The sequence below is a fragment of the Mycobacterium sp. DL440 genome, assembly GCF_011745145.1.
GTDB lineage: Bacteria > Actinomycetota > Actinomycetes > Mycobacteriales > Mycobacteriaceae > Mycobacterium.
This window is the reverse complement of sequence record NZ_CP050191.1, coordinates 831,762-856,479: the sequence shown is the minus strand read 5'-3', so window position 1 is coordinate 856,479 and position 24,718 is coordinate 831,762. Positions and strand designations below refer to the sequence as shown.

Annotated in this window: 23 protein-coding genes and 3 pseudogenes; 10 read left to right on the top strand and 16 right to left on the bottom strand. The window is 62.2% G+C overall.

Annotated elements, in window-relative coordinates:
• Nucleotide 1: 1 nt before the first annotated feature.
• The 5 genes from HBE63_RS31825 to HBE63_RS04240 form a co-directional block, all read right to left on the bottom strand.
• Nucleotides 2-733 (bottom strand): LLM class flavin-dependent oxidoreductase, encoded by a 732-nt coding sequence (locus HBE63_RS31825; RefSeq protein ID WP_208301298.1) that lies wholly within the window; start codon nt 731-733, stop codon nt 2-4.
• Between the two features lie 12 nt (nt 734-745).
• Nucleotides 746-1,276 carry a hypothetical protein gene (locus HBE63_RS04255; protein WP_208301297.1) on the bottom strand — a complete coding sequence of 177 codons (531 nt, stop codon included), beginning with the start codon at nt 1,274-1,276 and terminating at the stop codon, nt 746-748.
• A gap of 274 nt (nt 1,277-1,550) precedes the next feature.
• Nucleotides 1,551-2,420: an LLM class F420-dependent oxidoreductase gene (locus HBE63_RS04250; RefSeq protein ID WP_166903554.1), complete on the bottom strand. Its 870-nt coding sequence runs from the start codon at nt 2,418-2,420 to the stop codon at nt 1,551-1,553.
• A gap of 85 nt (nt 2,421-2,505) precedes the next feature.
• Complete coding sequence (locus HBE63_RS04245) at nt 2,506-3,270, bottom strand: SDR family NAD(P)-dependent oxidoreductase (RefSeq protein ID WP_166903552.1); 765 nt, start codon at nt 3,268-3,270, stop codon at nt 2,506-2,508.
• Nucleotides 3,267-4,298, bottom strand: a complete 1,032-nt coding sequence (locus HBE63_RS04240) for a phosphotransferase family protein (RefSeq protein ID WP_166903550.1) — start codon at nt 4,296-4,298, stop codon at nt 3,267-3,269. The genes HBE63_RS04245 and HBE63_RS04240 overlap by 4 nt, the downstream gene beginning before the upstream one ends.
• A 579-nt stretch (nt 4,299-4,877) precedes the next feature.
• Between HBE63_RS04240 and HBE63_RS04235 the strand changes: the two genes are divergently transcribed.
• The 5 genes from HBE63_RS04235 to HBE63_RS04215 all read left to right on the top strand — a co-directional run bounded on the left by HBE63_RS04235 (nt 4,878) and on the right by HBE63_RS04215 (nt 8,831).
• Nucleotides 4,878-5,456 (top strand): TetR/AcrR family transcriptional regulator, encoded by a 579-nt coding sequence (locus tag HBE63_RS04235; RefSeq protein ID WP_166903548.1) that lies wholly within the window; start codon nt 4,878-4,880, stop codon nt 5,454-5,456.
• Nucleotides 5,457-5,851: 395 nt separating this feature from the next.
• Nucleotides 5,852-6,046: a nuclear transport factor 2 family protein gene (locus HBE63_RS04230; RefSeq protein ID WP_166903546.1), complete on the top strand. Its 195-nt coding sequence runs from the start codon at nt 5,852-5,854 to the stop codon at nt 6,044-6,046.
• A 184-nt stretch (nt 6,047-6,230) separates the two neighbouring features.
• On the top strand, nt 6,231-7,205 hold the full coding sequence (locus tag HBE63_RS04225) for an NADPH:quinone oxidoreductase family protein (RefSeq protein ID WP_166903544.1): 975 nt from the start codon (nt 6,231-6,233) through the stop codon (nt 7,203-7,205).
• Between the two features lie 193 nt (nt 7,206-7,398).
• On the top strand, nt 7,399-8,202 hold the full coding sequence (locus HBE63_RS04220) for an enoyl-CoA hydratase/isomerase family protein (protein ID WP_166903542.1): 804 nt from the start codon (nt 7,399-7,401) through the stop codon (nt 8,200-8,202).
• An 83-nt stretch (nt 8,203-8,285) separates the two neighbouring features.
• Nucleotides 8,286-8,831, top strand: a complete 546-nt coding sequence (locus tag HBE63_RS04215; protein WP_166903540.1) for an ester cyclase — start codon at nt 8,286-8,288, stop codon at nt 8,829-8,831.
• A gap of 48 nt (nt 8,832-8,879) precedes the next feature.
• Here the strand turns inward: HBE63_RS04215 and HBE63_RS04210 are convergent, their stop codons facing one another.
• The 4 genes from HBE63_RS04210 to HBE63_RS04195 form a co-directional block, all read right to left on the bottom strand.
• Nucleotides 8,880-9,074, bottom strand: a complete 195-nt coding sequence (locus HBE63_RS04210) for a hypothetical protein (RefSeq protein WP_166903539.1) — start codon at nt 9,072-9,074, stop codon at nt 8,880-8,882.
• A gap of 57 nt (nt 9,075-9,131) precedes the next feature.
• On the bottom strand, nt 9,132-10,421 hold the full coding sequence (locus HBE63_RS04205; protein WP_166903537.1) for an acyl-CoA dehydrogenase family protein: 1,290 nt from the start codon (nt 10,419-10,421) through the stop codon (nt 9,132-9,134).
• An 82-nt stretch (nt 10,422-10,503) separates the two neighbouring features.
• Nucleotides 10,504-11,619, bottom strand: a complete 1,116-nt coding sequence (locus HBE63_RS04200) for a CaiB/BaiF CoA-transferase family protein (protein ID WP_166903535.1) — start codon at nt 11,617-11,619, stop codon at nt 10,504-10,506.
• A gap of 61 nt (nt 11,620-11,680) precedes the next feature.
• Complete coding sequence (locus HBE63_RS04195) at nt 11,681-12,268, bottom strand: TetR/AcrR family transcriptional regulator (protein WP_166903533.1); 588 nt, start codon at nt 12,266-12,268, stop codon at nt 11,681-11,683.
• A gap of 204 nt (nt 12,269-12,472) precedes the next feature.
• Here HBE63_RS04195 and HBE63_RS04190 point away from each other — a divergent pair, with 204 nt between their 5' ends.
• Genes HBE63_RS04190 through HBE63_RS04175 form a run of 4 tightly spaced genes read left to right on the top strand, consistent with a single transcriptional unit; the run spans nt 12,473 to nt 15,917 of the window.
• Nucleotides 12,473-14,194, top strand: coding sequence for a class I adenylate-forming enzyme family protein (locus HBE63_RS04190; RefSeq protein ID WP_166903531.1), 1,722 nt, complete (start codon nt 12,473-12,475; stop codon nt 14,192-14,194).
• A gap of 35 nt (nt 14,195-14,229) precedes the next feature.
• Complete coding sequence (locus HBE63_RS04185; RefSeq protein ID WP_166903530.1) at nt 14,230-14,769, top strand: cupin domain-containing protein; 540 nt, start codon at nt 14,230-14,232, stop codon at nt 14,767-14,769.
• A 17-nt stretch (nt 14,770-14,786) separates the two neighbouring features.
• Entirely contained in the window at nt 14,787-15,458 is a 672-nt protein-coding gene (locus HBE63_RS04180; RefSeq protein WP_166903528.1) for a nitroreductase family protein, read from the top strand.
• A gap of 30 nt (nt 15,459-15,488) precedes the next feature.
• Complete coding sequence (locus HBE63_RS04175; RefSeq protein ID WP_166903526.1) at nt 15,489-15,917, top strand: hypothetical protein; 429 nt, start codon at nt 15,489-15,491, stop codon at nt 15,915-15,917.
• 56 nt (nt 15,918-15,973) lie between these two features.
• Here HBE63_RS04175 and HBE63_RS04170 read toward each other — a convergent pair.
• The 7 genes and pseudogenes from HBE63_RS04170 to HBE63_RS04140 form a co-directional block, all read right to left on the bottom strand.
• A pseudogene (locus tag HBE63_RS04170) lies at nt 15,974-16,318 on the bottom strand (ABC transporter permease); the annotation flags it as partial.
• 97 nt (nt 16,319-16,415) lie between these two features.
• On the bottom strand, nt 16,416-17,498 hold the full coding sequence (locus HBE63_RS04165; RefSeq protein ID WP_166909356.1) for an MCE family protein: 1,083 nt from the start codon (nt 17,496-17,498) through the stop codon (nt 16,416-16,418).
• Nucleotides 17,498-18,471, bottom strand: a pseudogene (locus tag HBE63_RS04160) (MCE family protein). The gene HBE63_RS04165 and the pseudogene HBE63_RS04160 overlap by 1 nt, the downstream one beginning before the upstream one ends.
• A gap of 40 nt (nt 18,472-18,511) precedes the next feature.
• A pseudogene (locus HBE63_RS04155) lies at nt 18,512-19,703 on the bottom strand (MCE family protein).
• A 97-nt stretch (nt 19,704-19,800) separates the two neighbouring features.
• Nucleotides 19,801-20,577 carry an SDR family NAD(P)-dependent oxidoreductase gene (locus tag HBE63_RS04150; RefSeq protein ID WP_166909354.1) on the bottom strand — a complete coding sequence of 259 codons (777 nt, stop codon included), beginning with the start codon at nt 20,575-20,577 and terminating at the stop codon, nt 19,801-19,803.
• Nucleotides 20,578-20,591: 14 nt separating this feature from the next.
• Nucleotides 20,592-21,509, bottom strand: a complete 918-nt coding sequence (locus tag HBE63_RS04145; RefSeq protein WP_166903524.1) for an alpha/beta hydrolase — start codon at nt 21,507-21,509, stop codon at nt 20,592-20,594.
• A gap of 126 nt (nt 21,510-21,635) precedes the next feature.
• Nucleotides 21,636-22,367 (bottom strand): SDR family NAD(P)-dependent oxidoreductase, encoded by a 732-nt coding sequence (locus HBE63_RS04140; RefSeq protein WP_166903522.1) that lies wholly within the window; start codon nt 22,365-22,367, stop codon nt 21,636-21,638.
• A gap of 633 nt (nt 22,368-23,000) precedes the next feature.
• Between HBE63_RS04140 and HBE63_RS04135 the strand changes: the two genes are divergently transcribed.
• Nucleotides 23,001-24,707, top strand: a complete 1,707-nt coding sequence (locus HBE63_RS04135; RefSeq protein WP_166903520.1) for an NAD(P)/FAD-dependent oxidoreductase — start codon at nt 23,001-23,003, stop codon at nt 24,705-24,707.
• Nucleotides 24,708-24,718 lie beyond the last annotated feature (11 nt).

Sequence of the window (24,718 nt, the reverse complement as noted above, 5' to 3'; positions counted from 1 at the left end):
CTCATGCCACTCCGCGCCACCTGGCACAGACGCAACGGCGTCGGGGGCGAGGCCCCACAGCCCGTGGACGCTGGTGGCATAGCCCGGACCGCCTGCAGCCAACACGCGTTGTGACGTCTCGTCTTCTCCCGGCTGGGAGGACCGTGCCGAAGACCAGGAGGCCGCGGTGGGTACAATCAAGGGGTTCGTTTGGCGGTGATACGACAAGGACACCATCCACGCCCAGTTCCCGTGCGGCGCTCATCCCTTTCGGACCCGAGGGCGCCACCCAAAGAGGAACGGCAATGGGTCTTTCCGGCGCGAGCTCCTCGTCGTGCATCATCTGGCAGGCACCGCCGTCGATCTCGACGACTTCGCCGTCCAGCAGTTTGCGCACTTGCCGGGTGTACTCGGTGAGCGCCTTCCAGGTCATCGGCTTTCGGCCTATCGTCACCCGGGCTGTGAAGCCGGTTCCGAACGCCACGACAAGTCGACCGGGTGCCAATGCCTCGACGGCAGCGACAGCCGATGCGGTGACCATGGGGTGCCGCATGCTGGGGACGGCGACACCTGTTCCCAGGCCGATGCGTTCGGTTGCGTCCGCGATTCGCGCCAAGGAAATCCAGATATCGGTATACAGCGAGGGCGAGTCGAACAGCCAGGCGCGCTCGTAACCGAGCTTCTCCGCAATCTGGCTGCGTTCAACGGACTGCAATCCGGGCGGACAGGCGAAAGAGAGTTTCGGCCGCAACATATGTGGTCTTTCTTAGTCCGATGAGTGTGAACTCCGCAATAGCGCCAGTCGTGTGGCCACCGAATCTAGTGCGGCGGAGCCCGTCGAACGAAGGCCGAAGCGGTACAGCCTTTCGATTTGACCGATCTGCCGATCGGGCAAACCCGCGGCGGCCAGCGCGTGGCCCTTGAACGCCTCCGCCGCCCGGCTCATTCGGTAATCGACGGAATCGACCAGATACCCGACATCGGCCGGAGGCCGATCGCCCCACATGGCAACTTCGGTTGTACCGGATCTCGCAGCTCTGAGTACACCCACCCGCAGGTCTTCGTCGATCGCGAATCGGTCCAGGGCTATAGCCAGTCCCGCAGAAGCCTCCAGCGCTAGGCCCGCAGCCAGCTCGCCCTGCGGGTCGATGACGTCCACCCCCAAGATCTTCAGCGGGCGTGTGTCGACCACCTCGGTGACCAGAACGTTCACGTCCCACCCGGCTGAGCATCTGTCGAACAGCCATCCGCCGGCCGAAGCGACGACATCGGCGACGCTGGTAGCAATGACGTTCAACGCAAATCTCGGTGGTCCAGGGTTGAGCGCCTTCAGTCGGCCATCGCTGCGTTGAGCAGGAACAGTGTCATCCGTCCGCCGAGGGTGAGTCTGCATACGTATTCCTCAGGGTCGGGCGTCCGCCATCAACGGCGCATATCTGCGCGGAGGACCATCGCGCGGCGATGTTTGGAAGGTCGGTGAAGATCGGTTCGAGGGACGGCCCATCGAAAAGTACCCGGCCAGATCTGGCATGTGTCTCCTCATAATCTTCGGGACTTCAGTCGAGATACATTCAGGACAGGGCCTTCATATAGGTGGACAACGCAGCGACCTTCGACCCGGCGTCTGGCGCTCCCCCGAGCAGGTGAAGCGTCATGTGGGTCACTCCCGAGTCGGACCAGGCGTGCACCAATTCGGCGAACTCGCCAGGCGAGATCGGCAATGGCGCCAGCAGCTCGATACCGAAATCGCTCTGGTCTCGCCCCGCCTCGGCGACCAGTTCGCGGAGGTGGTCGACGCCGGCCTTCGTCTCGCCGTCCGGTCCTTCGGGTCCGTAGAGCGAGTAGATGAACCCATCCGCTACTCGCGCCGCGCGGCAGAAGGCGGCCTCGCTGAAGCCACCGATCCAGATCGGGATCGGCGAGCGCGGACGCGGACTGATACCGGCCCGATCGATTCGGTGCCAACGCCCGGTGAAGTCGATCACCGGTTCGCTCCACAGCCGACGCAAGACCTCGATCTGTTCCTCTTGACGAGCACCTCGGGTAGCGAAATCCATTCCGAGAGACTCGTATTCGATGTGATTCCATCCCACCCCGACTCCGAGGCGGAACCGCTTGCCGGCGAGGAAGACGACCTCGGCTACTTGCTTCGCAACCAGCGCCGTCTGCCGTTGCGGCAGGACCACAACTCCAGTGGTGAGCTCGATCGACGAGGTGACAGCGGCGATATAGCTGCTCAGCACCAAGGGCTCGTGGAAGACGGTTGACTCGTCGTAGTGGATCACCAAAGGCGGATTGCGATCGGTGTGTTCAACACCTAGGACATGCTCATAGATTGTCAGGTGCGTGTAGCCGAGGCCCTCAGCCGTCTGGACGAAGTCCCGTACCTCAACGGGGTCACCGACGAATGCCTCGTTCGGAAACTGGACACCGACTCTCACTGCTGTCTCCTTGGCCGTGCCACTAGTGCTCTGCGCTTCTGCGGTGCGGTCCTGCAACCCGGGATGGCCCGTGGCGAGTTGGCGCTCACCTGGACACACCACCGTCAACCGTCATCAGCGAGCCAGTCGTATACGTCGAGGCGTCCGACAACAGATACAAGACCGCCCCCACCACCTCCCCGGGCTTTCCAACACGGCCGAGTGCAATCGGCCTCACCACCTCGGGTAGCACCTCCGGGTTGTGCACGAAACCGGCAGTGGCGTCGGTGTCGAAGGTGCCGCAGATGATTCCGTTGACCCGGACCCCGGCGTCGGCGTACTCGGTGGCGGTGGCGACCGTGAGCGCATTCAGCCCCGCCTTGGCGGTGCCATAGACGGTGGTCATCGGGTTGGGCTTGATCGACGCCAAGGAGCTCACGTTGACGATCGACCCGCCGCCGGTGGCTTTCATCGCCTGGGCGGCCAAGGCCGTCAGCCGGGTCGGACCCTTCAAGTTGACGGCGACTACCTTGTCGAACAGCGCCTCGCTCGTCTCGAGGAGCGACGGCGTGATGGGGCTCATTCCCGCGTTGTTGACCAGCCCGTCGAGGCGACCCCACCGGCCTGCCGCAGCGTCGACGACTGCCTCGAGCGAGCGCCAGTCGCCCACGTGGCAGGCAACGGCGAAGGCCTGTCCACCCTGCGCGGCGATGTCGGCGACAAGGTCTTCGCATGCCGCGAGTTTGCGGCTGGCGACGACTACGCGCGCGCCACGTTCGGCCAAGCCCAGGCACATGGCCCGGCCCAGGCCACGGCTGCCGCCTGTCACCAAGATGACGCGCCCGTCCACGGAGAACAGTGGGTCGTTCACCGGGCAAACCGCCGGGCGCGCTCAAGCAGCTGATCCACGACAAACCCTTGGAATGCGTGGAGGGGGTTGGTGGACTCTCCGCGGAGATGCTTCACGTAGGAGGCCTCCAACACGATGGCGAGCTTCCATGCACTGAACGCTTGGTACCACTCAAAACCTGACAAGTCGCGACCGGTGGCGGTGGCGTACCGCTGCGCCAAATCAGCGGGGCTCTGACATTGATCGGCACTGAGCCCGTTGGGGCTGCCGGGGGCGGCGAACGCCAACAGGTTGCCTTCCTCCGGCCAGAAGATCAGCGCCCACGCGAGGTCGATGAGTGGATCGCCGACGGTGGTCATTTCAAAGTCCAGAACGCTGGCGACCCGAGGCGGCGGGTCGGGTATCCAGATCAGGTTGTCCAGTTTGTAATCGCCATGCATTACCGTTAGGTCGCCGTGGGTGGGCAGGTTGTCGGTGAGCCAGTCGGCTACGTCGTCGACTCCGTCCAGTTCGCGGTCGCGGTACGTCGCCAGTTGGGTCATCCAGCGCTGCACCTGGCGCTCGAGAAAGCCCGCCGGTCGAGACAGGTCGGCCAATACGGTTTTGCGCCAGTCGATGTCGTGGAGCTTCACCAATGTGTCGATGAGTTGCTCGCCCACGTGGTGGTGTGTTTGGTGGGCGGCGGCGAGTGCCGGCGGGAGGCCGTCGCGGCGGACCACTGCGCCGTCGACATACGACATCACAAAAAAGGGAGCGCCCAGCACCGCGGGGTCCTCACCAATCGCCAGTACGGCAGGTACCGGGACACCGGACCCGGACAGCGACTGCATGACTCGCGCCTCACGGATGACTTGATGGGCGGTGTCGGACACTGATGTCAGGGGCGCCCGGCGCACCACCCACGACTGCCCCAGCCGCTCGACACGGAACATCTCGCAGCTGGCGCCACCACGAATCTCTGTCACCGACACCTCAGCGGGCTCACCGGTCACCTGCCCCAGCCAGTCGCTGAAGCGCGGGACGTCGAACGGCGGCGCGGTGCGCGTCATGCGCTGGGCTCCGACAGATGGCCGAACCGGGCTCTTCCGGCCACCGACCGTCTCGGAAGCTGGCCGAAGACATTGCCGCACTCATCCTTCGGAAGATGCGCCGCCGATGGGCCGTGAGCGCACATGTGTCGCTTGGGGAGTTCCGACTCTCGCTGCGTGTCCCCGACGGCGAACTTCCCGAGCCAGTCAACCTTGCGTTGGAAGTCCGGCTCGGCAGATAAACCCCAAGCCATAGCTCTACTCTCTCTCCCTCGTGACCCGGCTGACCCCGACCGCGTTAAAGTAACATTGTTTTCCGAACGTATCAGGAGTACCACGCACGAGCAAGGGAGTGATGGTGTGCGCGGCAACGACCGAACGCGCCTGCCCAGTTGCCGGCAACTGCGGGACGCAATGTCGCTCTGACAACGATTTCCGTTGCGGCCGAGGAATTTACCCGGCCCAACATCACCTCGGACGAAACCGTCGTCCTATCATCGTGCACACCAGACCGAATCTGAGGAATGCGAGCTATCGTGAGCCGAGACGTTCCGGGCAGCCCGAAATGAGAGATGTGTACGCCAGAGGCAAGGACACGCCGTGGCCAAGCCACTACTGAGCGCCGACGCTATCTATGACGAGGCGCTTCGGGCCCTTGCCGCTGAAGGTCCCGCCGGGCTGATGGCCCGAAACCTCTCCGCGCGCCTACGTTGCTCCACCAAGACGCTCTACCGACAGGTCGGCAATCGCGAGGAGCTCATCCGAGGCGTAGTTTCCCGGGCGTTCGCCTCGATCGAGTTGGACTTCTCTACCGACACCAGTTGGCAGGACAGTGTTCGCAGCTGGTGTCAGGCCCTTCGCGGCGCACTGGTGCAGCGGCCCAGTTTGACGAGTCTGATGACAGTCGCGGATAGCGATGTCGTGATCACCTACGTGACCCGCCTGATCAGGGTGCTCAAGCAGTACGGCTTCACCGAGAAGGAGGCCGTTGACGCGTGCAACGTCCTGGTGCACGTCGCACTGAGTCTGACCGTGACCGACATGGCCGTCCACGAGGACACACCAGAGATATTCGACACGACCATCAACTGGCTGATTCAAGGAATGGAACTCAGCCACAAGGGAATTGGTTCAGCACAATCACGGCGCCCACGCACTCGGCCATCGACTCGTCACTGACGGACCAAGCCTTGTCCATGTAAACACTCACGCCGGGGCGCGAGCGTGGGCACGTTCCCGCCGACGCGCACGGTCGAGATGCACACCGGCTGTGAGATTGCCTGCCCCCTTCAGGGCCGAACGACCGCTGAGCGGCATGTCGCCGGACTGCGGCGCCGAGTGCATCGCGACCACTTCGATCGCACCACTCGGCCCCCGCGGCGCCCCCTATAAGTCCACGGGCGACATTAAGAAAACACGGTTGTCTTTGGTTGATGCCTGTGCTTTCATGAGATTCATCGAGCGGAACGGCCAACTGACCCTTCGTGATCGGCACAGAGGTATGGCCGCCGCCGGTAACCCGTCGTATCCGCCCCGCCCAAGGGTCGGGTCATTCGAAGGAAGGCAGCACGCGGATGCCCATCGATCCAGAAGCAACTTCCCCCGCCTGGAATGACGCCATTCACCGGCATGACATCGACGAGTGTTTGAGCTTGATGTCGGACGACTACAAGCACTACAGCGACCCGTCGTGGGAATACCCCATGGCAAGGAACGACTGGGGCGGATTCTTGAAGAGTTTCTGCGCGGTGTTTCCTGACTGGCGTTAGGAACAACGTCAACACATGCGGACAGGCCCGACGCCGGTCGGAGATATCCGCCGGAGGCGTGTCGACGTCGCAACGACCCGAATTCGATATCGGGCGCATGTTTTTGTGAAGTTTCAGTCATGCGATATTTCGAAGATTAGGATCTTATAACTATATTAAGGAATCTGATGTAGAGGAAAGATGTATGCGAGCATGGCAGGTTATCAAACATGGCGAGCCGAAAGAGGTATTGGAGCTCGGCGAGAAAGCTGTTCCGGAACCGGGCCCCGGAGAGGTCCGTATTCTAGTTAAGGCTGCGGCTTTAGGTTTGCCGGATGTGTTCATGTGCCGAGGAACTTATGCTTTCAACCCGGAAATTCCATTCACTCCTGGTCAGGAGGTGGTGGGCATGGTTACTGCTGTCGGTGAAGGAGTTGATCTTGCCATTCGTTCCCGAGTGATTGCCACCACTTCCTTTATCCAGGGAAATGGGGGGTTTGCTGTGCAGGCCCTTGCACCGATCAGTGCAACATATTGCATTCCGGATGATATGCCTGATGAGGATGCGGCTGCTTTCCTCATACCGTTTCAAACGGCATATATTGCTTTGGCCAGACGTGGCCAATTATTGCGAGGCGAAACGTTACTTGTTCATGGTGGAGCCGGTGGCGTTGGATCGGCCGCCATACAGGTGGGCCGTGCACTTGGGGCAAAGGTTATCGCTACCGCTACAGGCCCGGAAAGAGTCAACGCATGTCTCAATCTGGGGGCTTCTTTGGCGATTGATATCGGCACGGATGATTTCGCGGAGGCAGTCAATAAGGCTACGGACGGGCGTGGCGCGAACGTGATATTTGACCCCGTGGGGGGCGATGTCTTTGTTCGGTCATTCAAGTGCATTGCCAATGAAGGGAGACTATTGGCTATCGGCTACTCGAGCGGAAGTTGGAAAAATGCGGCGACGGGGGCTGTTGTCATTAAAAACTGCTCGGTAGTGGGTGTTCTTGCTGCTTTGTATGACAAAGACTTCTTGGATCGCACCCATGAGGATCTACTGAAACTCTATGCTGCGGGTAAGATCCGGCCAATAAAACGAGAAATATCATTTGAAGACATACCTGACGCGCTGACCGATCTCGCTGATCGGAAGGTGATTGGCAGAGTAGTCGCGGTACTGTGATTATGGCGGCTCGTGTCTTGTAATTCTGTTTCATTTAATAGCGTTGTTGTTGACGAGCTTCTTGATGTAGGTCTGGGTGAGTGCGACCTTGGCGAGGATGTCTCGGCGGTGGCGGTCCAGGTGGAGGTAATGGCATCGGTGTTCCGGTGGGTGATATGGAACGTGTCTCACTTGATGTTGAGGAGTTGAGTTAATGGCAAACGAAAGAATATCGGTAGACAAGGCCAATCATGTGGCCACGTTGACGTTGAACAGGCCTGAGAAGCATAACGCATTCGATGGCGTGGCCTTACAGGAGTTTGGTCAGTGCATGGATGAGCTCAGTAAGGACGAAGACACAAGGGCGATCATTATCACTGGTGCTGGAAAGTCCTTCTGCGCGGGCAGTGACACTGCTTATATCAGCCAAATTCAAGCGGATATGGGTAAAAATGCGGAGCGATTCAATTTCAATAAACCCTTTGGTCCGTATCAGGTGCTCCCCTCGTCTCTTCACAATTGCCCGAAGCCTACGATCGCCGCCATCAATGGTTTTACTTCTGGCATAGCGGTGGCTTTGATCAGCCTTTGCGATTATCGCATTGCGTCGGAGACGGCTTCCTTTACACCACAGTTCGTCAATTTTGGTTTGGCTGCTGAAATGGGGATTAGTTATACCTTGCCGCGGGTCACCTCCCTATCCGTCGCTCTCGAATTTCTGAGTACTGGAGAGAAAAGAGACGCTCAATGGGCCATGGGGTGTGGATTGGTAAAGGAAGTGACGCCCCCCGAAGGATTGATGGAGTCAGCGATGGAATTGGCCAATAAGCTGGCGAGCATGCCGCCGGTTTCGGTGGAAAACATCAAGCGGTTGGTTTATCAGGCCATAGACCCTGGTTTTGAAGCACAGCTTCAATTCGAGGCTCGCGTTGGAACGGCGTTGAGCCAGACCGAAGATTGCAGAGAAGCTGTCATCGCCATGATGGAAAAGCGAGCGCCGGTTTTCAAAGGCAAGTGAGTCGTTGAGGCAGGCTTGCCGTGAGGGAATAGAGGAGCGCCCGAAAAAATCACGGACAAGGGGCGTATAGGCGCCTTCGACGGATGATTGCGCCGGTAATGCCTGGATACAGGCTTGCATTTGGCGGACACTCAAACTGGGAGTTGAAAATGTCTAAAAATATGACACCCGAAGAGGTTGTTAGAGCGTGGAGTGATGCTTACGTCAGTAAGGATCTTGAAGCCGCATCGGCCCTTATGTCTGAAGACTTCATTCGCTTAGGTGACAGTACTCACTGGATGCCGCTCAACAAGCAGGGCTGGAGGGAAATAATGGTGACATTTTTCACCGCATTTCCCGACTGGAGCTGGGATATGACCAGTTTGATAGCCTCGGGCGACCGGGTGGTGTGCGAATTTACTGAAAAAGGAACTTTTACCGAGCCTTTTCCACTGATGCCAGGCCTGGTTCTACCTCCAACGGGAGAATCATTTACTGACTATGACTGTGATTGTTTTGAAGTTAAAGATGGGCTTATCACAGAGATTCGCGCTTACGTGACAAATGAAATTGAGAGAAAATATAACTTTATTGCGAAAATCGAACAATTTCTTGCGACTGGTAGAGCTCCAGGAAGTCCAGAACTATAAGTGGGAGCAGATCATCGACGTCGGCCTCACCGGGACGTTTCCGAGGTCTCAAGGTTCGGTGTCTTTCTCGCCAGCGGCGAATCTGCGTATGCCACCGGCACCGGATTCGTGGTGCGGATTGCTGGACTCGCCGCGTCGATACTTCGCATAGGAGACTTCCGGCACGATCGAACGTCTCCATGTGCTATCGGGCAGTCCGTTGCGGCGCACCGCGTCGCCGTCGATGTAGAAAATGACGGACAAGGGGACCCCAGGATCAGCCGCTGACGCGTGGCAGGTCGAAAGCCGCCGCGGTACGGTTCACGCGCTGGCTTCCAACAGGTGGGCGAAGCGCGATCGGGCCGCGGCCAGTCGGGTCGGGACGTGTTCGGTGGGCCAGCCGTCGACGGCCTCGTACCGGGCCAGCTCACTCTTGGCGACGCTGACCTTGTGCACTTCGTTGGCGCCGTCGACGAGTGTGGCCATCCGCGCTATCCGGTACATCGACTCCAGCGGCATGTCGCCGCTGTAGCCAAGGGATCCGTGCACCTGCAATGCCCGGTCGACCACGTTGTGCACAACCTGGGCGTTGTACACCTTGCACATGGCGATGTCGCTGCGCGCGGCTCGGTTGCCCTCCCGGTCGAACTTCCACGCAGCCCGCAGGGTCAGGAGTTTCGCCGTCTCCAGCTCGATACGGGAGTCGGCGATGTATTCCTGCACCATCTGATGGCGGGTGTAGCTCTTGCCGAACGAGGACCGCGACTGGGCTCGCTCGCACATCATGTCGAACGCCCGCTCGGCCTCGGCCAGCCAGCGCGTCGCGTGATGCAATCGTCCCGGACCCAACCGAACCTGTGACAGCACGAACCCATGGCCCTGTGGGCCGATCAGGTGGTCGCGTGGGACGCGCACATCGTCCAGCACGACCTCGGCGTGGTTGCCGATCCGGCCGAACGTGACATCGGGGTCGTGCATCGAGGGGATGTCACGCAAGATGGTCAACCCCGGGGTGTCCTTCTCCACCACGATCATCGAGCACCGCAGATGTGGTGGCGCCTCCGGGTCGGTGACCACCATGAAGATGATGAAGTCAGCGATCGAGGCGTTGGTGATCATCCACTTGCGGCCGTTGAGCACCCACTCGTCACCCGTCAACACGCCCGTCGACTCGATCTGCGTCGGGTCGGTGCCAGACACCCACGGTTCGGTGATGGCGAAGGCACTACGCATGTCGCCCCGCAGGTTGGGCCACAACCAGCGGTCCTTCTGTTCCTCGGTACCGCCTTCGGCGATCAGTTCGGCGTTGCCCGAGTCCGGGGCCATGTTCCCGAAGACCTCCATGGCCAGGCCCACTCGGCCTGTGATCAGGTTCATCTGGGCCAGCGGCAGCTGGCCGAAGCCATTGCCGCCCATGTCCTTCGGCAGATGCACGGCCCACAAGCCTCGCTCGCGAACTTGATCCTTGAGCGGGTCCAACAGGCTCTTGGCCTGCTGCGGTGACAGATGCGCAAGCAGCGGCTCGATCGGCCGCAGTTCCTCGTCGACGAAGCGCCGAACCCAGTCGAGTGTGGGTTGAAAATCCTGATCAGCGCTGAAGTCCCATGCCATGACGACTACCTCTCCTGCCCGACGGGCGTTTCGGGCCAGGATATTAGAACAACATTGTTTTCATATTTTTGCAAAGTCGTAGTCAGTCGTTCCATACCGCGCCCGCCTTGGTGGCCACGCGGGCGGGCCCTTCTGGAGCGCGGGACACCGAGCGTGAGAACCGGGGCGCCATCGACGCCTGCATGACGTTGTCGATGACGCCAACGACTCCGCGGGCCGTCATGTGCGAGTCGGTGGCGGCCTCGGTGAACGTCAGCACCGGCGTGACGCACGCGTCGGTACCGTCGAACACCCCGACCCATTCGTCGCGGGTACGGGCCAGGAACGCCTCTGTGAAGATCTCCCGCAACAACTCCCACTGCGACACGTCGTTGCGGTCGGGGAAGTCCGCACGGCCGGACAGACCGAGGCCGACGAGTAACTCCGTGTAGAACTGCGGCTCGATGGCTCCGACGGCCATGTAGCCGCCGTCGGCGGTTTCATACGTGTCGTAGTACGGCGCGCCGGTGTCGAGCATGTTGGTACCGCGTTCGTCGCTCCATAGCCCGATTCCACGGAACGCCCAGATCATCTGGCCCAGAACCGAAACCCCGTCGACGATGGCCGCGTCGATCACCTGGCCGCGATCAGAGGTCTGGCGCTCGATGATGGCAGCCAGGACGCCAACGAGCAGGAACATCGACCCACCGCCGAAGTCGCCGACCAGGTTCAACGGCGGGACCGGTCGGTCGGCTCGGCGCCCGATCGCGTGCAGGAATCCGGTCAAAGCCAAGTAATTGATGTCGTGGCCGGCGCGTGGCGCCCGCGGCCCGGTCTGGCCCCAGCCGGTCATCCGCGCATAGATCAGGCGCGGGTTCAAGGGCTGCACGCGCTCGGGGCCGTATCCCAGTCGTTCCATTACCCCCGGGCGGAAACCCTCGACCAGGACATCGGCGCGCGCGATGAGATCCATGACCGCGGCCTTGTCTCCATCGTCCTTCAAGTCCGCCTCCACCACCGCACGCCCCCGCAGCATCCCATCGGCGTTGAGCCGGGCAACGGGCAATAAACCCGGCCGCTGAATGCGCACCACGTCAGCACCCAGATCCGAAAGCACCATCGCCGCGTGCGGCCCCGGGCCCACTCCCGCGAACTCAACCACCCGTATCCCATGGAGCGGACCGTGGTTGGGCGGGTTTGCAGCCGCATCGTCGTTCATACCGTGCATTAAACAACATCGTTTTCTGAAATGGCTCGGGTGTGTGGCGGGCCCCGTCGAGCTAGCGGCGACTGGCGGTTGTCGCTGAAAGCGCGTCCTGGCGTACGCCGCCGATGATCCAGTCGATGGTTCGCAGAAAGGACCGCTGGCGCCTCTTCGCATCGACGCCACCAGTGCGGGTAGGTGGCGCCGGGTGCAGCGCCTGCGTTTCGACAATCGTGTGGTTGATCGTCGTGTTCACCAACGACCGGCAGAACTCCGTGGCGAGCCGGCGGTCGATCCCGGACCGCACCAGCGACTTCAGCAACTTATCGACATAGGACTCGACGGCAGCGCGGTCATCGATAGTCATCAGTTGGGTTAGGAACGGATGCGCCTGCAGCGCGCCGAGTAGCGCGAGACTCCACTGGCGGGCTGTGGACTCCCAGGTGTCGTATTCGTGGAAGTCCAATTGCAGCTGCGAGAAGTGGCGGCCGACGAGCGCCCGAATCAGCTCTTCGCGATTTCCCACCTGCTGGTAGAGCGTGCGGGTGGAGCACTTGAGGTCCGCAGCCAGGCGACGCGCGTTGAGCGCCTGCGCACCATCGGCGTCGATCAGTGCCAAGGCGTGGTCGTAAATCGCCTCGACCGGTATGAGCGGCTTAGCCATTGACTGACCGGCATCGCTGAGGTGTGAGGTTGAGCTGCAGCCACGACATGCCCGTCATCTTACGGTGACGACGTTGTTCTAACCGTGCACGTCGCGACAACGGCCGCGGCCCGCCTTGTGACCGGCACCACCATGATGTAGGAAAACGGTGTAGTTTTACTGCCGTGGGTTCGCGAACCGCTGACGGATCGAAGGAAAGATAACGTGACTCTGACTCCTGAACTCGTCCACGAAGCCGTACGCCGGTTGACAGCCGCCGATGGGATCTTCGCGGTGACCGAGCGGCGGGTGGCCGGCGTGCCCCAACGGGTGTTCACTCACGCGACTCCTACGGTGCTCGACATTCTGACCTCGGGGCGCGGGCACGGCGCTGCCGACTTCCTCGTCTTTGGTGATCAACGGTGGTCCTTCGATAAGTTCTTCGCCGACGTCGACGGATTGGCCGCCACCCTGCAGCACGACATGGGCGTCAATCCCGGGGACCGGATCGCCATCGCCATGCGCAACTGTCCGGACTGGCTCGTGACCTTTGCGGCCGCCATCCATGTCGGCGCGATCCCAGTGCCGTTCAACAGTTGGGGATCGGCCGAAGAGCTCGAGTTCACGCTGCGCGACTCGGATCCGACCGTGCTCGCCGCTGACCTACCCCGGCTCAGGCTGGCGGCGGATGCACTCCGCCAAGGTCCATTGGCGGTGCTGTTCAGCGATGTCGACGGCGACATAGCGCACCTGGCAGACGAGTCGGCGATGGGTCTCGACGTACGAATCATCCGGGACGCCGTGGCAGCAGGTCGCGGTCGCGAGTACTCCGCCGCAAAACCGGCCCCCGAAGACACGGCGATGCTGCTCTACACATCGGGTAGCACCGGACACCCGAAAGGGGTTGTGTACCAGCATGTCTCGGTTGGGCAGGCACTGATGAACATGATGCTGGTCGGGTTCCTCGCCCTGGAATTCGGCGGCCCCGTCGAACTGCGCGGAGGCGCAACCGTCGAAGCGCCGCTGGTGACGGTGCCGCTGTTTCACGCGACCGGACTGTTCAGCGGATTTCTGGTGCCGTGCGCAGTAGGACACAAGGTGGTGCTACTACGCAAATGGGACGCCGAGACGGCGATGCGGACCATCCAGACCGAGAAGATCACGATGCTCTCGACCGTGCCGGCAATCCTCAAGGACCTGCTGACTCATCCCAAGTTCGACGACTTCGACCTGTCGTCCATCTCGCGAGTGGCCTCAGCCGGGGCCGCCACTCCCACCGGGCTTCCCGAGCTGCTGCGCGACAGACTCGGCATCGAGAACCGGTCGTCGGGTTACGGCATGACCGAGACCACATCAGTGTGCGCAACCATGAGTGGACCGGTGTTCGATCTCAAACCTATGGCCGCCGGCATCGTCTCACCGATCATCGACCTACGGGCTGTCGACACTGCGGGCAACACGCTCCCGTCAGGACTGGACGGTGAAATTCAACTGCGCGGCATCACCGTCACTCCCGGCTACTGGCACCGTGACGACATCACCGGGCAAGCGTTCACCTCCGACGGCTGGCTGCGCACCGGCGACCTGGGCCATGTCGACGACGACGGCTTCCTGCACATCACCGGGCGGATCAAGGAGATCGTCATCCGCGGCGGAGAGAACATCGCCCCCATCGAAATCGAGAACGTCGCCTACCGACACCCATCGGTGAAAGAGGTCGCCGTCTTCGGCGTCCCCGACGATGCCATGGGCGAGGAGTTGGCGATGGTGTGCCACCCCCAGGCCGATTCCGCACTCACCGAAACCGAACTGCACGAGCACCTTCGCACCGAACTGCCCGCCTTCAAGGTGCCAAAATACCTAGCGCTGACCGATAAACCGTTGCCCCGCAACGCTAGCGAGAAAATTCAGCGGATGGCCCTTCGCAACAGCTTCATCGCGAAATGACTCCCCCCATGCAGCCCCCCGAGAAGAGGACCTCGATGAGCGTACGTCGCGTAGTTACCGGCCACGACGAGCAGGGCAAAGCCATCATCGTCGACGATGGCGTCGTCCAACCGACGATCGTGACGTTGAGCCCCACTGTCTATCACGAACTCTGGCGCGCCGACTCACCGCCGACCCACCCCGACGCCGGCACCAACGGGCCCAAGACAACCTTCCTCCCCCCGGCCGGCGGGTTTCGCTTCTTCCTGTTGACCTTTCCACCCGGGGATGGCACCGCCGACCTCGAAGGCCTCGACATCGAAGCCGGCCTGCGTGATCTGCAGGAAAAGCTGCCCGGCATGCTGGAGACCAGCGAATTCGACAATCCCGGCATGCACACCACCGACACCGTGGACATGGAGATCGTGATCTCCGGCGAGATCATCCTCGAACTCGACGAGGGCGTCGAGGCAACACTGCGCCCCGGTGACGTGAACATTCAGAACGGGACACGGCACCGCTGGCACAATCGCGGAAGCGAACCCGCCGTCCTCGCCGTCGCTATGGTCGGAGCGTCGCGCACCCGCCAGGGGTGACCAGGAAGCGAGTGACGATGGAACTCTACGACGTCATGCGGACCACCTTCGCGGTGCGCGAATTCACCGACGACCCGCTTTCCGATCCGCTCCTCTACCGGATCATCGACAACGCCCGATTCGCACCCAGCGGCGGCAACCGGCAGGGCGCACACATCACAGTGGTGCGCGACGCGGCCCTACGCGAACGGCTCGCAGAGCTGACCGTCCCAGGCGCACGCCAATACACGGCCCAGGCCGTCGCGGGCGAGAAACCCTGGAACCCGACAGTCCCCTGCGAAGTGTCTTCGTCAGCCGTCACCCAAACCGAGGTGCCTGACCTGTTCATCGCGCCGTTCCGGCTTGCGGCGGTTGTGCTGGTCATCACCGTCGACTTGACGTGCGTGGCCGCGATGGACCAGCACCTGGACAGGATCGGCATGGCCAGCGGCGCATCGGTCTACCCGCTGGTCTGGAACATCCTGCTGGCCGCCCGAAACGAGGGATACGGCGGCACCCTCACCACCATGGCCATCCCGGAGGAGCCCAGTATCCGAGCGCTTCTCGGCATCCCCGACACCCATGCGGTCGCAGCCCTCGTCCCCCTCGGTAAACCCACACGGCAGCTCAGCAAGCTCCGACGCAGACCCGTCGAGGAATTCACCACCCAGGACCGATTCGACGGCAAGCCTTTCCAGATCCAACACTGAACAACCCAACCCCGAGAACGGAGACCGAAGATGAGTGCAGTTCCGAGTCGTCAGGCCCGCCTGGCCCACGCGGCCCAACACGCCGAGTTGTGGAACGCAGGCAAGCGAGACGAGTGGATCGCGTCGTGGCGCACGATCGCACCAGCTGAAGTTCGCATGTTCGACCCAGTGGGCACCGAGGAGAAGCGAGGTTTCGACACTGCTACGGGTGACGCCTTCGACATGTTCCAGTCGATCCTCAAGATCACGATGATCACGGTTCAAGTCAACGGCAACGAGATGGCCTGGGTCTGCGAGAACCACTTCGGCACCGAGCCGAACGTCCAAACAGCCTACAGCATAGAGACATTCGCGTGGGACGACGATGGAAATCTGCTCATCAAAACCTATTATCCGATGCCCGAAACGGTGGGTTCCGAAGCCGACCCCTACGCACACATCCTGGAAGACCAGCAGTAGCCGCCGCCGTCTCACCACACCCCGCTGCCATTTGACACGCCACGACCCTGCGATGTTTAGCCCGACAGGTTGAAGTTGCCGTTGGAGCCATAAATGGCCAGTGAGATCAGCAGCGTCACCGACACGACGACGATCAGCGAGGTGCGTACCGCGTTGCCCACTGCCACGCCGACCCCGGAAGGGCCGCCGGTCGCGAAAAAGCCGTAGTAGGTGTGGATCAACAGGATGGCCAGTGCCATCAGAATCGCCTGTAGGAACGACCAGAGCAGGTCGATCGGGTTCAGGAAGGTGTTGAAGTAGTGGTCATAGAGGCCGCCGGACTGGCCCAACAACACGACCGTGGTGAACTGGCTGGCCAGAAACGACAGGATCACCGCAATCGAGTACAGGGGCGTGATCGCGTGGGACCGAAGTACATCTGCCGGACCAGGACGATGACCCCGGCCGCAAGCAACACTGCCAGCAGGCACGCCAATATGGCCGTGAATCGCATCCGGTTCATCGCGTACCTCCAGGAATTCCGTTGTAGGGGATCGGGAATTCGGCTCGGGGGCCGGCGTTGTCCGGTGGCTGCCCTGCGTTGACGCCCCGGCGGAATCCGAACGCATAGTCGAGGAAGGGCTGCAGAATCTGCGCCGGGGACAGGTTGGGCTCGTAGGCGTTGTAGTAGAAGCCGCTGGCGACGGTCTCGCCCTGGGTGACCTGATACTTCGCCAGCCCTGGGAGCGCCTTGGCGATGTTGTCGCGATTCTTTTCCAGCATCTCCGTCACGGAGTTGAGTTTCTCCAGCGCCGGTGCAAGGTCCTTTTCATTGTCGGCCACCAGTCCCGACAACTCGTGGGCCACCGCAGAAATGCTTGCGAGCAGGCTGACGATGGCCTCGCGCCGATCGTTGAGCATCCCAATAAGGTCGTTGGCGTTGAGGATCAGGGTGTTGAGCTGTTGACTGCGCTCCCCCAGCACACCGCTGACCTGACTGGCGCCCTTGAACAGCTCGCGCAACGTTTCGTTTCGGCTGTTCAGCGAGCGCGATAGCCGGCTCACCCCGTCGAATGTCGGGCCCAACTGCGACGCGATCTGGTCGATGGTCGCCGACAGCGTGTCCAAGGACTGATTGACGCTTTCGGTGTCGGTGCCGGCGGTGTTGGTGGTGAGGTCGCCGACCGCCTGTGTCAGCGAGTACGGCGATGACGTACGCGAGATCGGGATGGCGTCGGCGGAGTGCAGCGATCCGTTGCCTGCCGACTCCAGGGTTAGCATCCGTTGACCGAGCAATGTGCCGGTCCGGATGTGCGCGGCGCTCTCCGACCCGAGGTGGACTGCGCTGTCGACAACGAATGCCACCTCCACCTTGGCACCTTCCAGCGAAACTTCAGTTACCGAACCCACTTTCATCCCCGATATCCGGACTTCGTTGCCCACGGCGAGTCCGCCGGCCTCGGCGAACAGCGCGTGGTGCCGGATGGATGTCGCCCAGGAAATCAGCTTCTCGGGTTGCAGCCCGACGGCGATGACGAGCGCGATCAGACTGATGCCGATAATTCCCGGCCGAATAAGGTTGGATCCGCGGTATTTGAGCATCAGCGGGGACCACACCTCCCGGTTGTCTGTTTGATCCACGGAATCACGACGGTGCGGCCCTGCAGATCACTCACCCGGAACGAGAATTCACAGATGTAGTAGTTGATCCAACTGCCGTAGGATCCCAGACGAATCAGCTTGCGGTAGTTGTCCGGAGCCTTCTGCAGCGCGGTGTCCAGCAGCGCCTTGTCCTGGTCGAGCAGCGGAGCCAGCCGGTTGAGTTGCTCGACCGTGCCGGCCAACGGAGGCCGAGCAGTGCTGAGGAGGTCCGCGATCGACGCGGTTCCATTGCTCAGCGAGTCGATGGCGGCGCCGATGGGATCACGGTCCTCGGCGAGGCCGGTGATCAGCTGCTCGAAGCGGTCGACGGTGCCGGAGAATTTGTCGCCGTCCTTCGCGAGCAGGGCAACCACCGTGTTGAGGTTGTCAATCAACTGCTGGATCACCTGGTTGTTGTCGGCCAAGTCGTTGGTGAAGGCCGAAGTTTTCGACATCAGCGAGTCCAACGTGCTGCCTTGACCCTGGAACACCTGCAGCAGCGACGCGGTCAGCGCGTTGACGTCTTGCGGATTGAGGCCGGAGATCACCGGTTTCAGGCCGCCCAGCAGCTGATCGAGATCGAGCGCAGGCAGCGTGCGATTGACCGGAATCTGAGCGCCGGACGCCATCAGCCTGGACGACCCGGGACTGTCGACCAGGTCGAGATACCGATCACCGACGAGGTTGAGATAGCGCACCGCCGCCTTGCTGCCGGCGGTTAGCACGACGTCACGGTCGGCATCGAATGTCACCACGACCGTGTTGTCCGGTTGCAACTACAGATTGTTGACGGTGCCCACCCGCATACCGGCCGCCCGGACCGTGTCGCCGGCCTTGAGTCCCGAGACGTCGGTGAACACTGCCGAGTACGAGTTCGTCGAGCCGGTCCGGTACTGCCCGAATATCGCGAAAAGGAAGGCGTCATCAGCACCATGACCCCCGCGAATGCCCCGAACTTCAGGATCGTCCCCCCGTCATCCGGGCTGCCCGATCTGCGCAGTGTTGCGTGGGGGCCCGTCAAGCGGTCCGAACAACGCCTCCTTGAGTCCGTCAGAGTTCAGCAGGATGCCCTGGTTTCCGTACTGCGCCGGGTTGGTGCCCATATCGCTGACCACGTATGGCGGACGGCCGTCGAAGGGGACTTGGGGCAGATCGGTGCATTGCGGTCCACCCTTGGCGGCGACCTTCGGCAGGTTCGCCGGGTACCGGTACCGTTCCAGGCCCAGCAAAAACCCGGTGGTGATCACCACTCCGGGCTCTGGCGATGGCGGTCCCGATCCGAGTATGTGCAGGCCTTCCAGGCCACATGTGAGCGCCGCGTTGTACCGATTGGTGAGATCTAAGGTCGGCACGAGCAGGTGAAGTACATCAGTCAGTGGGTTCAGGTTGGTTCCCACCACGTCGTTACCGATATCGGCCAGGCCGATGCTGCTGACCAGTAGCGCATCGAGGCTGTTCTGCTCATCGACGATGGTCTGGCTGATCTGCGTCCCGGCTTCGGCCGTCGTCAGAAGATCGGGCGCGGCGTCGGCATACGCATTGAGCACCGTTGGCGCGGCCTCGAAGTCGTGACTCAGGTTATCCAGGCTGGGGTTGAGTTTGGCCAGCAGTCTGTCCAGGTCGGTCAGCATCTGCCCGAACTTCTCGCCGCGGCCATCCAACGCTGAAGAGATGGCGCCGAGCGTCGCGTTGAGCTTCTCGGGCTGGACCTTCGACAACACTAGAGGTTAGCTGCGCAAAGATGGTGTTCAACTCAACGGTGACGTGCCCGGCGTCGAGCACCTGCCCCGGCCGCAGGGTTTGTGGCGAGGGGTTGGCGGGGGGCACCAAGTCCACAGACTTCGCACCGAATACGGTGGCTGATGAGATGTCTACGCGCACGTTGGCCGGAATCTGGGCGAGCTGCGCTGGTTCCATCTCCAGGTGAAGTGCGGCCTGGCCGTTCGGGCGCTCGTCGATCGAAACGACCCTGCCGACTGGTACGCCGAGCAGCTTCACCTTCGCGTCAGGGTCCATCACCAGGCCTGCGCGCTGTGACATCACCGTCAATGGGACGGAGTCAGTGAACTCACCCTGAAACATGCCTACAGCCAAAGCAACGATCGCACCGACGGCGACAACGCTGGCAAGACCCGCAAGCGGGCGCACGTTGCCGCTCATCGACATACCGGGACTCGGTGGGATGTCCACGTCTGCGCGATGGCTCCGGTCGGGTTCAAGCTTGCGGCGTAAGACAGACAGGAGCAGGTTGAGATGGGCAAGATCACGGCGCTCCACCGTCGACATAGATCGTCTGTCCAGTAAGGAAGGCACAGGTGTCCGAGAGCAGAAAGGCGATCAGCGCACCGATCTCGTCCGGCTGCCCGGGACGGGCGAGGGCCGCGTCGAAGCCGAAGTCCTCGACCAGCGCCCGCTCAAGTGCCTCCTCGTAGGGGTATCCTTTGCTCTCGGCGACATATCCGCGGACGGCGTGCATCGCGTCGGTCTCCACTGCACCCGGGGCAACACTGTTCGCCCGGACGCCCGCCTTGCCGTGCGTACGCGCGATACCGCGGGTGAACGTGGCCACGGCCGCCTTGAGGCTCGCGTAAGGCAGACGCGGCTCATGTGGCGATCGCGCCGAGTACGCGGCGGTGGTCACGATCGCGCCCCGTGTGGCCTCGAGATGCGGCAGGGCAGCCTGCACGCTTCTAGTCGTCGCCAGCAGCACATCGTGAAACGCTGTGTCCCAAGCATCGTCGTCCGACTCGATCGGCATCATCCCCGCGGTGCCCATGGTGACGGCGATCCCATCGAGCCGGCCCAGGATCCCGACAGCCTCATCGACTGCGGCGATCGCCGCACCACGCTGACTGACGTCGAAGGCCAAGCCATGGGCCGCCGTAGCCCCCGCCTCGGCGATCTGCGCCACCGCGCCCTTCGCGCGGTCGGCGTCGCGTCCGACCACCACGACGGTCGCGCCCTCACGGGCCAATGCCCGTGCTGCCGCCAACCCCATCCCAGCCGTTCCACCGACCACGACGTAGCCCTTGCCCGCCATCTGAAGATCCACCGTCAACTCCCTTCCTTGAAGTGGCTGAACGCCGCACGCAGCGCGTCGCGCTGCATGGCGAAGAACTCTTGCGAAATGCCGGCTTCTGGTGCGACGGAGTCGAAACCGTGGAACGCGCCAGGCAGGATGCTCACCTTGCAGGGCACACCGGACGCACGCAGCCGGTCGCCGTAGGCCACAGCCTCGTCGTGGAACAGGTCCAGGGTGCCGACAGCGATCCAGGCCGCAGGCAGGCCGCTGAGGTCGGCCTGACGGGCGGGCACCGCCTGCGCGGGGTCCGCGTCACCCAGATACGCCGACCACCCGAACTCGTTGCTCGCCTTGTCCCAGAGGCGGAAGTTGTCCGCGTTGGCGTGCGCGCGCTGTGTGCTTCTGTCGTCGAGCATCGGATACGTCAACAATTGGAAGCACAGACCGCCCGTGCCTCGGTCCCGTAAACGGATCGCCCACGCAGCTGCGACGCCGGCGCCTGCGCTCGCACCGCCAACAGCGATTCGGGTCGAGTCGACTCCGTCGAGCCCGGCGAGCGCGCTCAATGCCGCGTCGCAGTCGTCGAGGGAGGCGGGATAGGGATGCTCTGGCGCGAGGCGGTAATCGACTGCGCCGACCGTTATCCCGAGTTCGTCGGCGAATCGGCGGCACAGAGTCTCGTCCTGGCGTGCCGTGCCCATGACGTAGCCTCCGCCGTGCAGCCACAACAGTCCCGGAGCCCGCGAAGCGGTGCAGCCCTGACCACGCAGCACGCGCATGCTGGCCCCGGATGGCAGCTGAGTCGTCTCAACATCGTCGGACGACGTTTCACCCTTCAGCTGTTCGGTCGCCTCACGTATCTGCGGCAGGGTCGACGCGTCGATAATGTGCTGGGGGAGTTGCGCGGCGAGTGGTGCGAGATCGGGGTGAAAGTCGTCTAGTGCTGTCATGCCCCGCACCCGGTTCGGTGCCATTGCTCACCGATACCGCTCATCAGCAGCCCGATACGGTAGCGGTGCAACATGGTTCACTCCGTCCTCGGTGCGGCATCACCATCTCGGATACACCCGCCAAGGCTAGGCACACCAGGCACCGTCGATGATGTAATCCGCGCCGTTGCAGTAACTTGCCTCGTCGGAGGCCAGAAAGACGATCATCCCGGCGATCTCGTCGACCCGACCGATGCGACCCATGGGTGAGCGAGCAGCCAGCCTTGGGCGCACGTCGTTTCCTGTGGCCTCCGGATCGACCATCGGGCTGTCGATCGCCCCTGGCAAGATCGAGTTCACCCTGATCTCCTGCGGAGCCAGCTCGATCGCCAGCGTCCTGCTGATACCTCTGGCGGCGAACTTACTGGCTACGTAGGGAAGCAGGCGGGGATTTCCGATCCACCCGTTGACGGACGTGATATTCACGACCGAGGAACCCGGCGGCATAATGGGCGCAAAGGTTTTCACGCCGACGAAGTGGGCGACCGCGTTGATGGCGAAGACCTTGTGAAAATCCTCGATCTCCATCTCCATGAATGGCTTGACCGGGCCTTTGACCCCGGCATTGTTCACCAGAACGTCAAGACGGCCATGCCGGTCCTTCACCCGTTCGCCTGCGGCGGCCCACGCCGCCGGATCGCTCACGTCGAGGTCCAGAAACTCCGCCTCGACGCCGATCTCTTTCGCGACGGCCCCCCCGTCGGCCACATCGGCGAGATAGACAAATGCGCCTTCACGGCTGAGCGCTCGTGCACCAGCGGCGCCCTGCCCTTGAGCGGCACCCGTGATCAAGGCGATCTTTCCCTCGAGCCTACCCATGCCTGCCCTGCCTCCTGGTGGTCGCGTTCATCGCGAATCGCTGATCGGTACCGGCAGCCCGCGTCATACCTTGATGATGAGTATCGGTCACCCGGCTGACCTTATGACGATATTGGTATATTTGGAATAGGAAAATTTGATTTTCCACCGGTCGGGCCCGCATGTCGGCAGGCCGCGCCCAGCGAGAACTCCTTCGACCGTCGCCACCACCCCGGACTGCTTCGCATCGGCGGCGCCTTTGAGTGTTCCGCGACTGAGCGTTCCGCGACATGGGCGGGCTGGTGACCCCCAGTCCCTGGCCTGGCGCCTGATCTCGCTGAACAGTCCACCCTTACGTGCGCGTGCTCAGCCGCATCGGTTGCGCACCGACCTCCGACTCGCCTCTTTTCGCGTGCCCCATGCCGAACGCTTGCCTACGTAGCCGATATGCGATAATGCTCTTACCCTACAAAGAAAATATTCTTTCATTATGTGGCCGAGATCAGTATCCGAGCGCCGCATGACGACACGACGGAGGGTGCGTGACCACGTTCGCGACCGACCAGTCCCCACCAGCTTTTCAACAAGGCCGCAACCGGCAGCGACGGGACCGCGGCAGGTGGTCGCCGCCGCGGCAATTGAAAGGTATCTCTGATGACACTCCATGACTCAGCCGCGGCCGATTCGGTGAGAAGCCGCTCCGACCTCGATGTCGACGCACTCGTGATCGGTGCCGGATTCGCCGGGATGTACCAACTCCATCGGCTACGGAAGCTGGGTCTACGGACCCGCGTCCTGGACCGCGCCGCGGGCGTCGGCGGAACCTGGTACTGGAACCGGTATCCGGGGGCCCGCTGCGATATCCCGAGCCTGTTCTACACCGTGTCCTACACGCCGGAACTCAACGAGGAGTGGCAGTGGACCGAGCGGTTCGCCACCCACGACGCGATTCGCGCATACATGGAAGAAGTCGCGCGCCGAGAAGACATGTACCGCGACATCACGTTCGAGACGAGTCTCGTCTCGGCCGACTGGGACGAGAGCACAGCCACCTGGACGTCGACCACCCACGCCGGTGAGCACATCACGTCTCGTTACCTCATCCTGGCGACCGGCGCCCTGAGCGAATCCCGGGTCCCCGAACTCCCCGGGCTGAATGACTTCGGCGGGCGCTGGTTCAACGCCGGCCGCTGGCCGCACGAGCCGGTGGACTTCACCGGCCGGAAAGTCGCAGTGATCGGTACCGGCTCGACCGGCGTACAGGTGATCCCGGTTGTCGCAAAGGATGCCGCGGAAGTCGTCGTCTTCCAGCGCACGCCGAAGTTTATTTTTCCGGCGGCCAACGTCCCGATGACCGACGAGGAGTCGCGCCCGATCAAGGACGCGTACCCGGAGTTGCGCAAGGCCGCGCGGCGCGGTGACTACGGCACTCCGTTCCCGGCACCCGAAATGCACTTGGACGAGATGTCGGTCGCAGATCGAGAAGAGTTGATGGAGGGGTTGTACAACCTCGGCGGACTCGGCGGATTCATCGTCCATTTCAGTGCGCACCTGGGTCTGAAGAAGCTGGAGGTCAACGACATCGTTGCGGACTTCGCGCGCAAGAAGATCCGGGAGATCGTCAAGGATCCCGCGACAGCCGAGGCGCTCACCCCGTATGGGTATCCCATTGGTATCAACCGGATCATCATCGGTACCGACTACTACGAAACCTTCAACCTCGACAAAGTGCGACTGCACAGTGTGATCGATGATCCGATCGTGGAAGTCACCGCGACCGGTTTGAAGACGACGAGTGCCGAGTTCGAGGTCGATGACATCATCTTTGCCACCGGGTACGACGGACTGACGGGCAGCTTTACCGCCATTGACGTCTATAGCCGGACGGGTACGACGATCAGGGAACGCTGGGCCGACGGTCCCTCGACATACCTCGGGATGCAGATGGCCGACTTCCCCAATCTGTTCCTGATCACCGGACCGGGCGGACCGTCCGTCCTGTCGAACGTGATCACCACAACCGAACAGAGCATCGATTTCATCACCGGCCTCATCGAGCACGCCCGCGCGGACGGCCTGGAGATCATCGAGCCCGACAGTGAGTCAGAAAGTCGCTGGATGGATCATGTCGCAGAGGTGGCGCAGGGATCACTGTACCGCTACGCGTTCAAGGCGAACTCCTGGTACACCGGGCTCAACGTCCCAGGCAAGAAGGTCGTCTTCATGCCATACGCGGGCGGCGTGGGCACCTTCCAGGACATCCTCGACGGTGTCGCAGCGGACGGTTACCGCGGCTTCCGCTGCTCTGTAGCCCCGCGCACGGACGTTCTTGCGGGACAGTCACAACCCGCCGGCGGCTGAGCCGTGCGGGC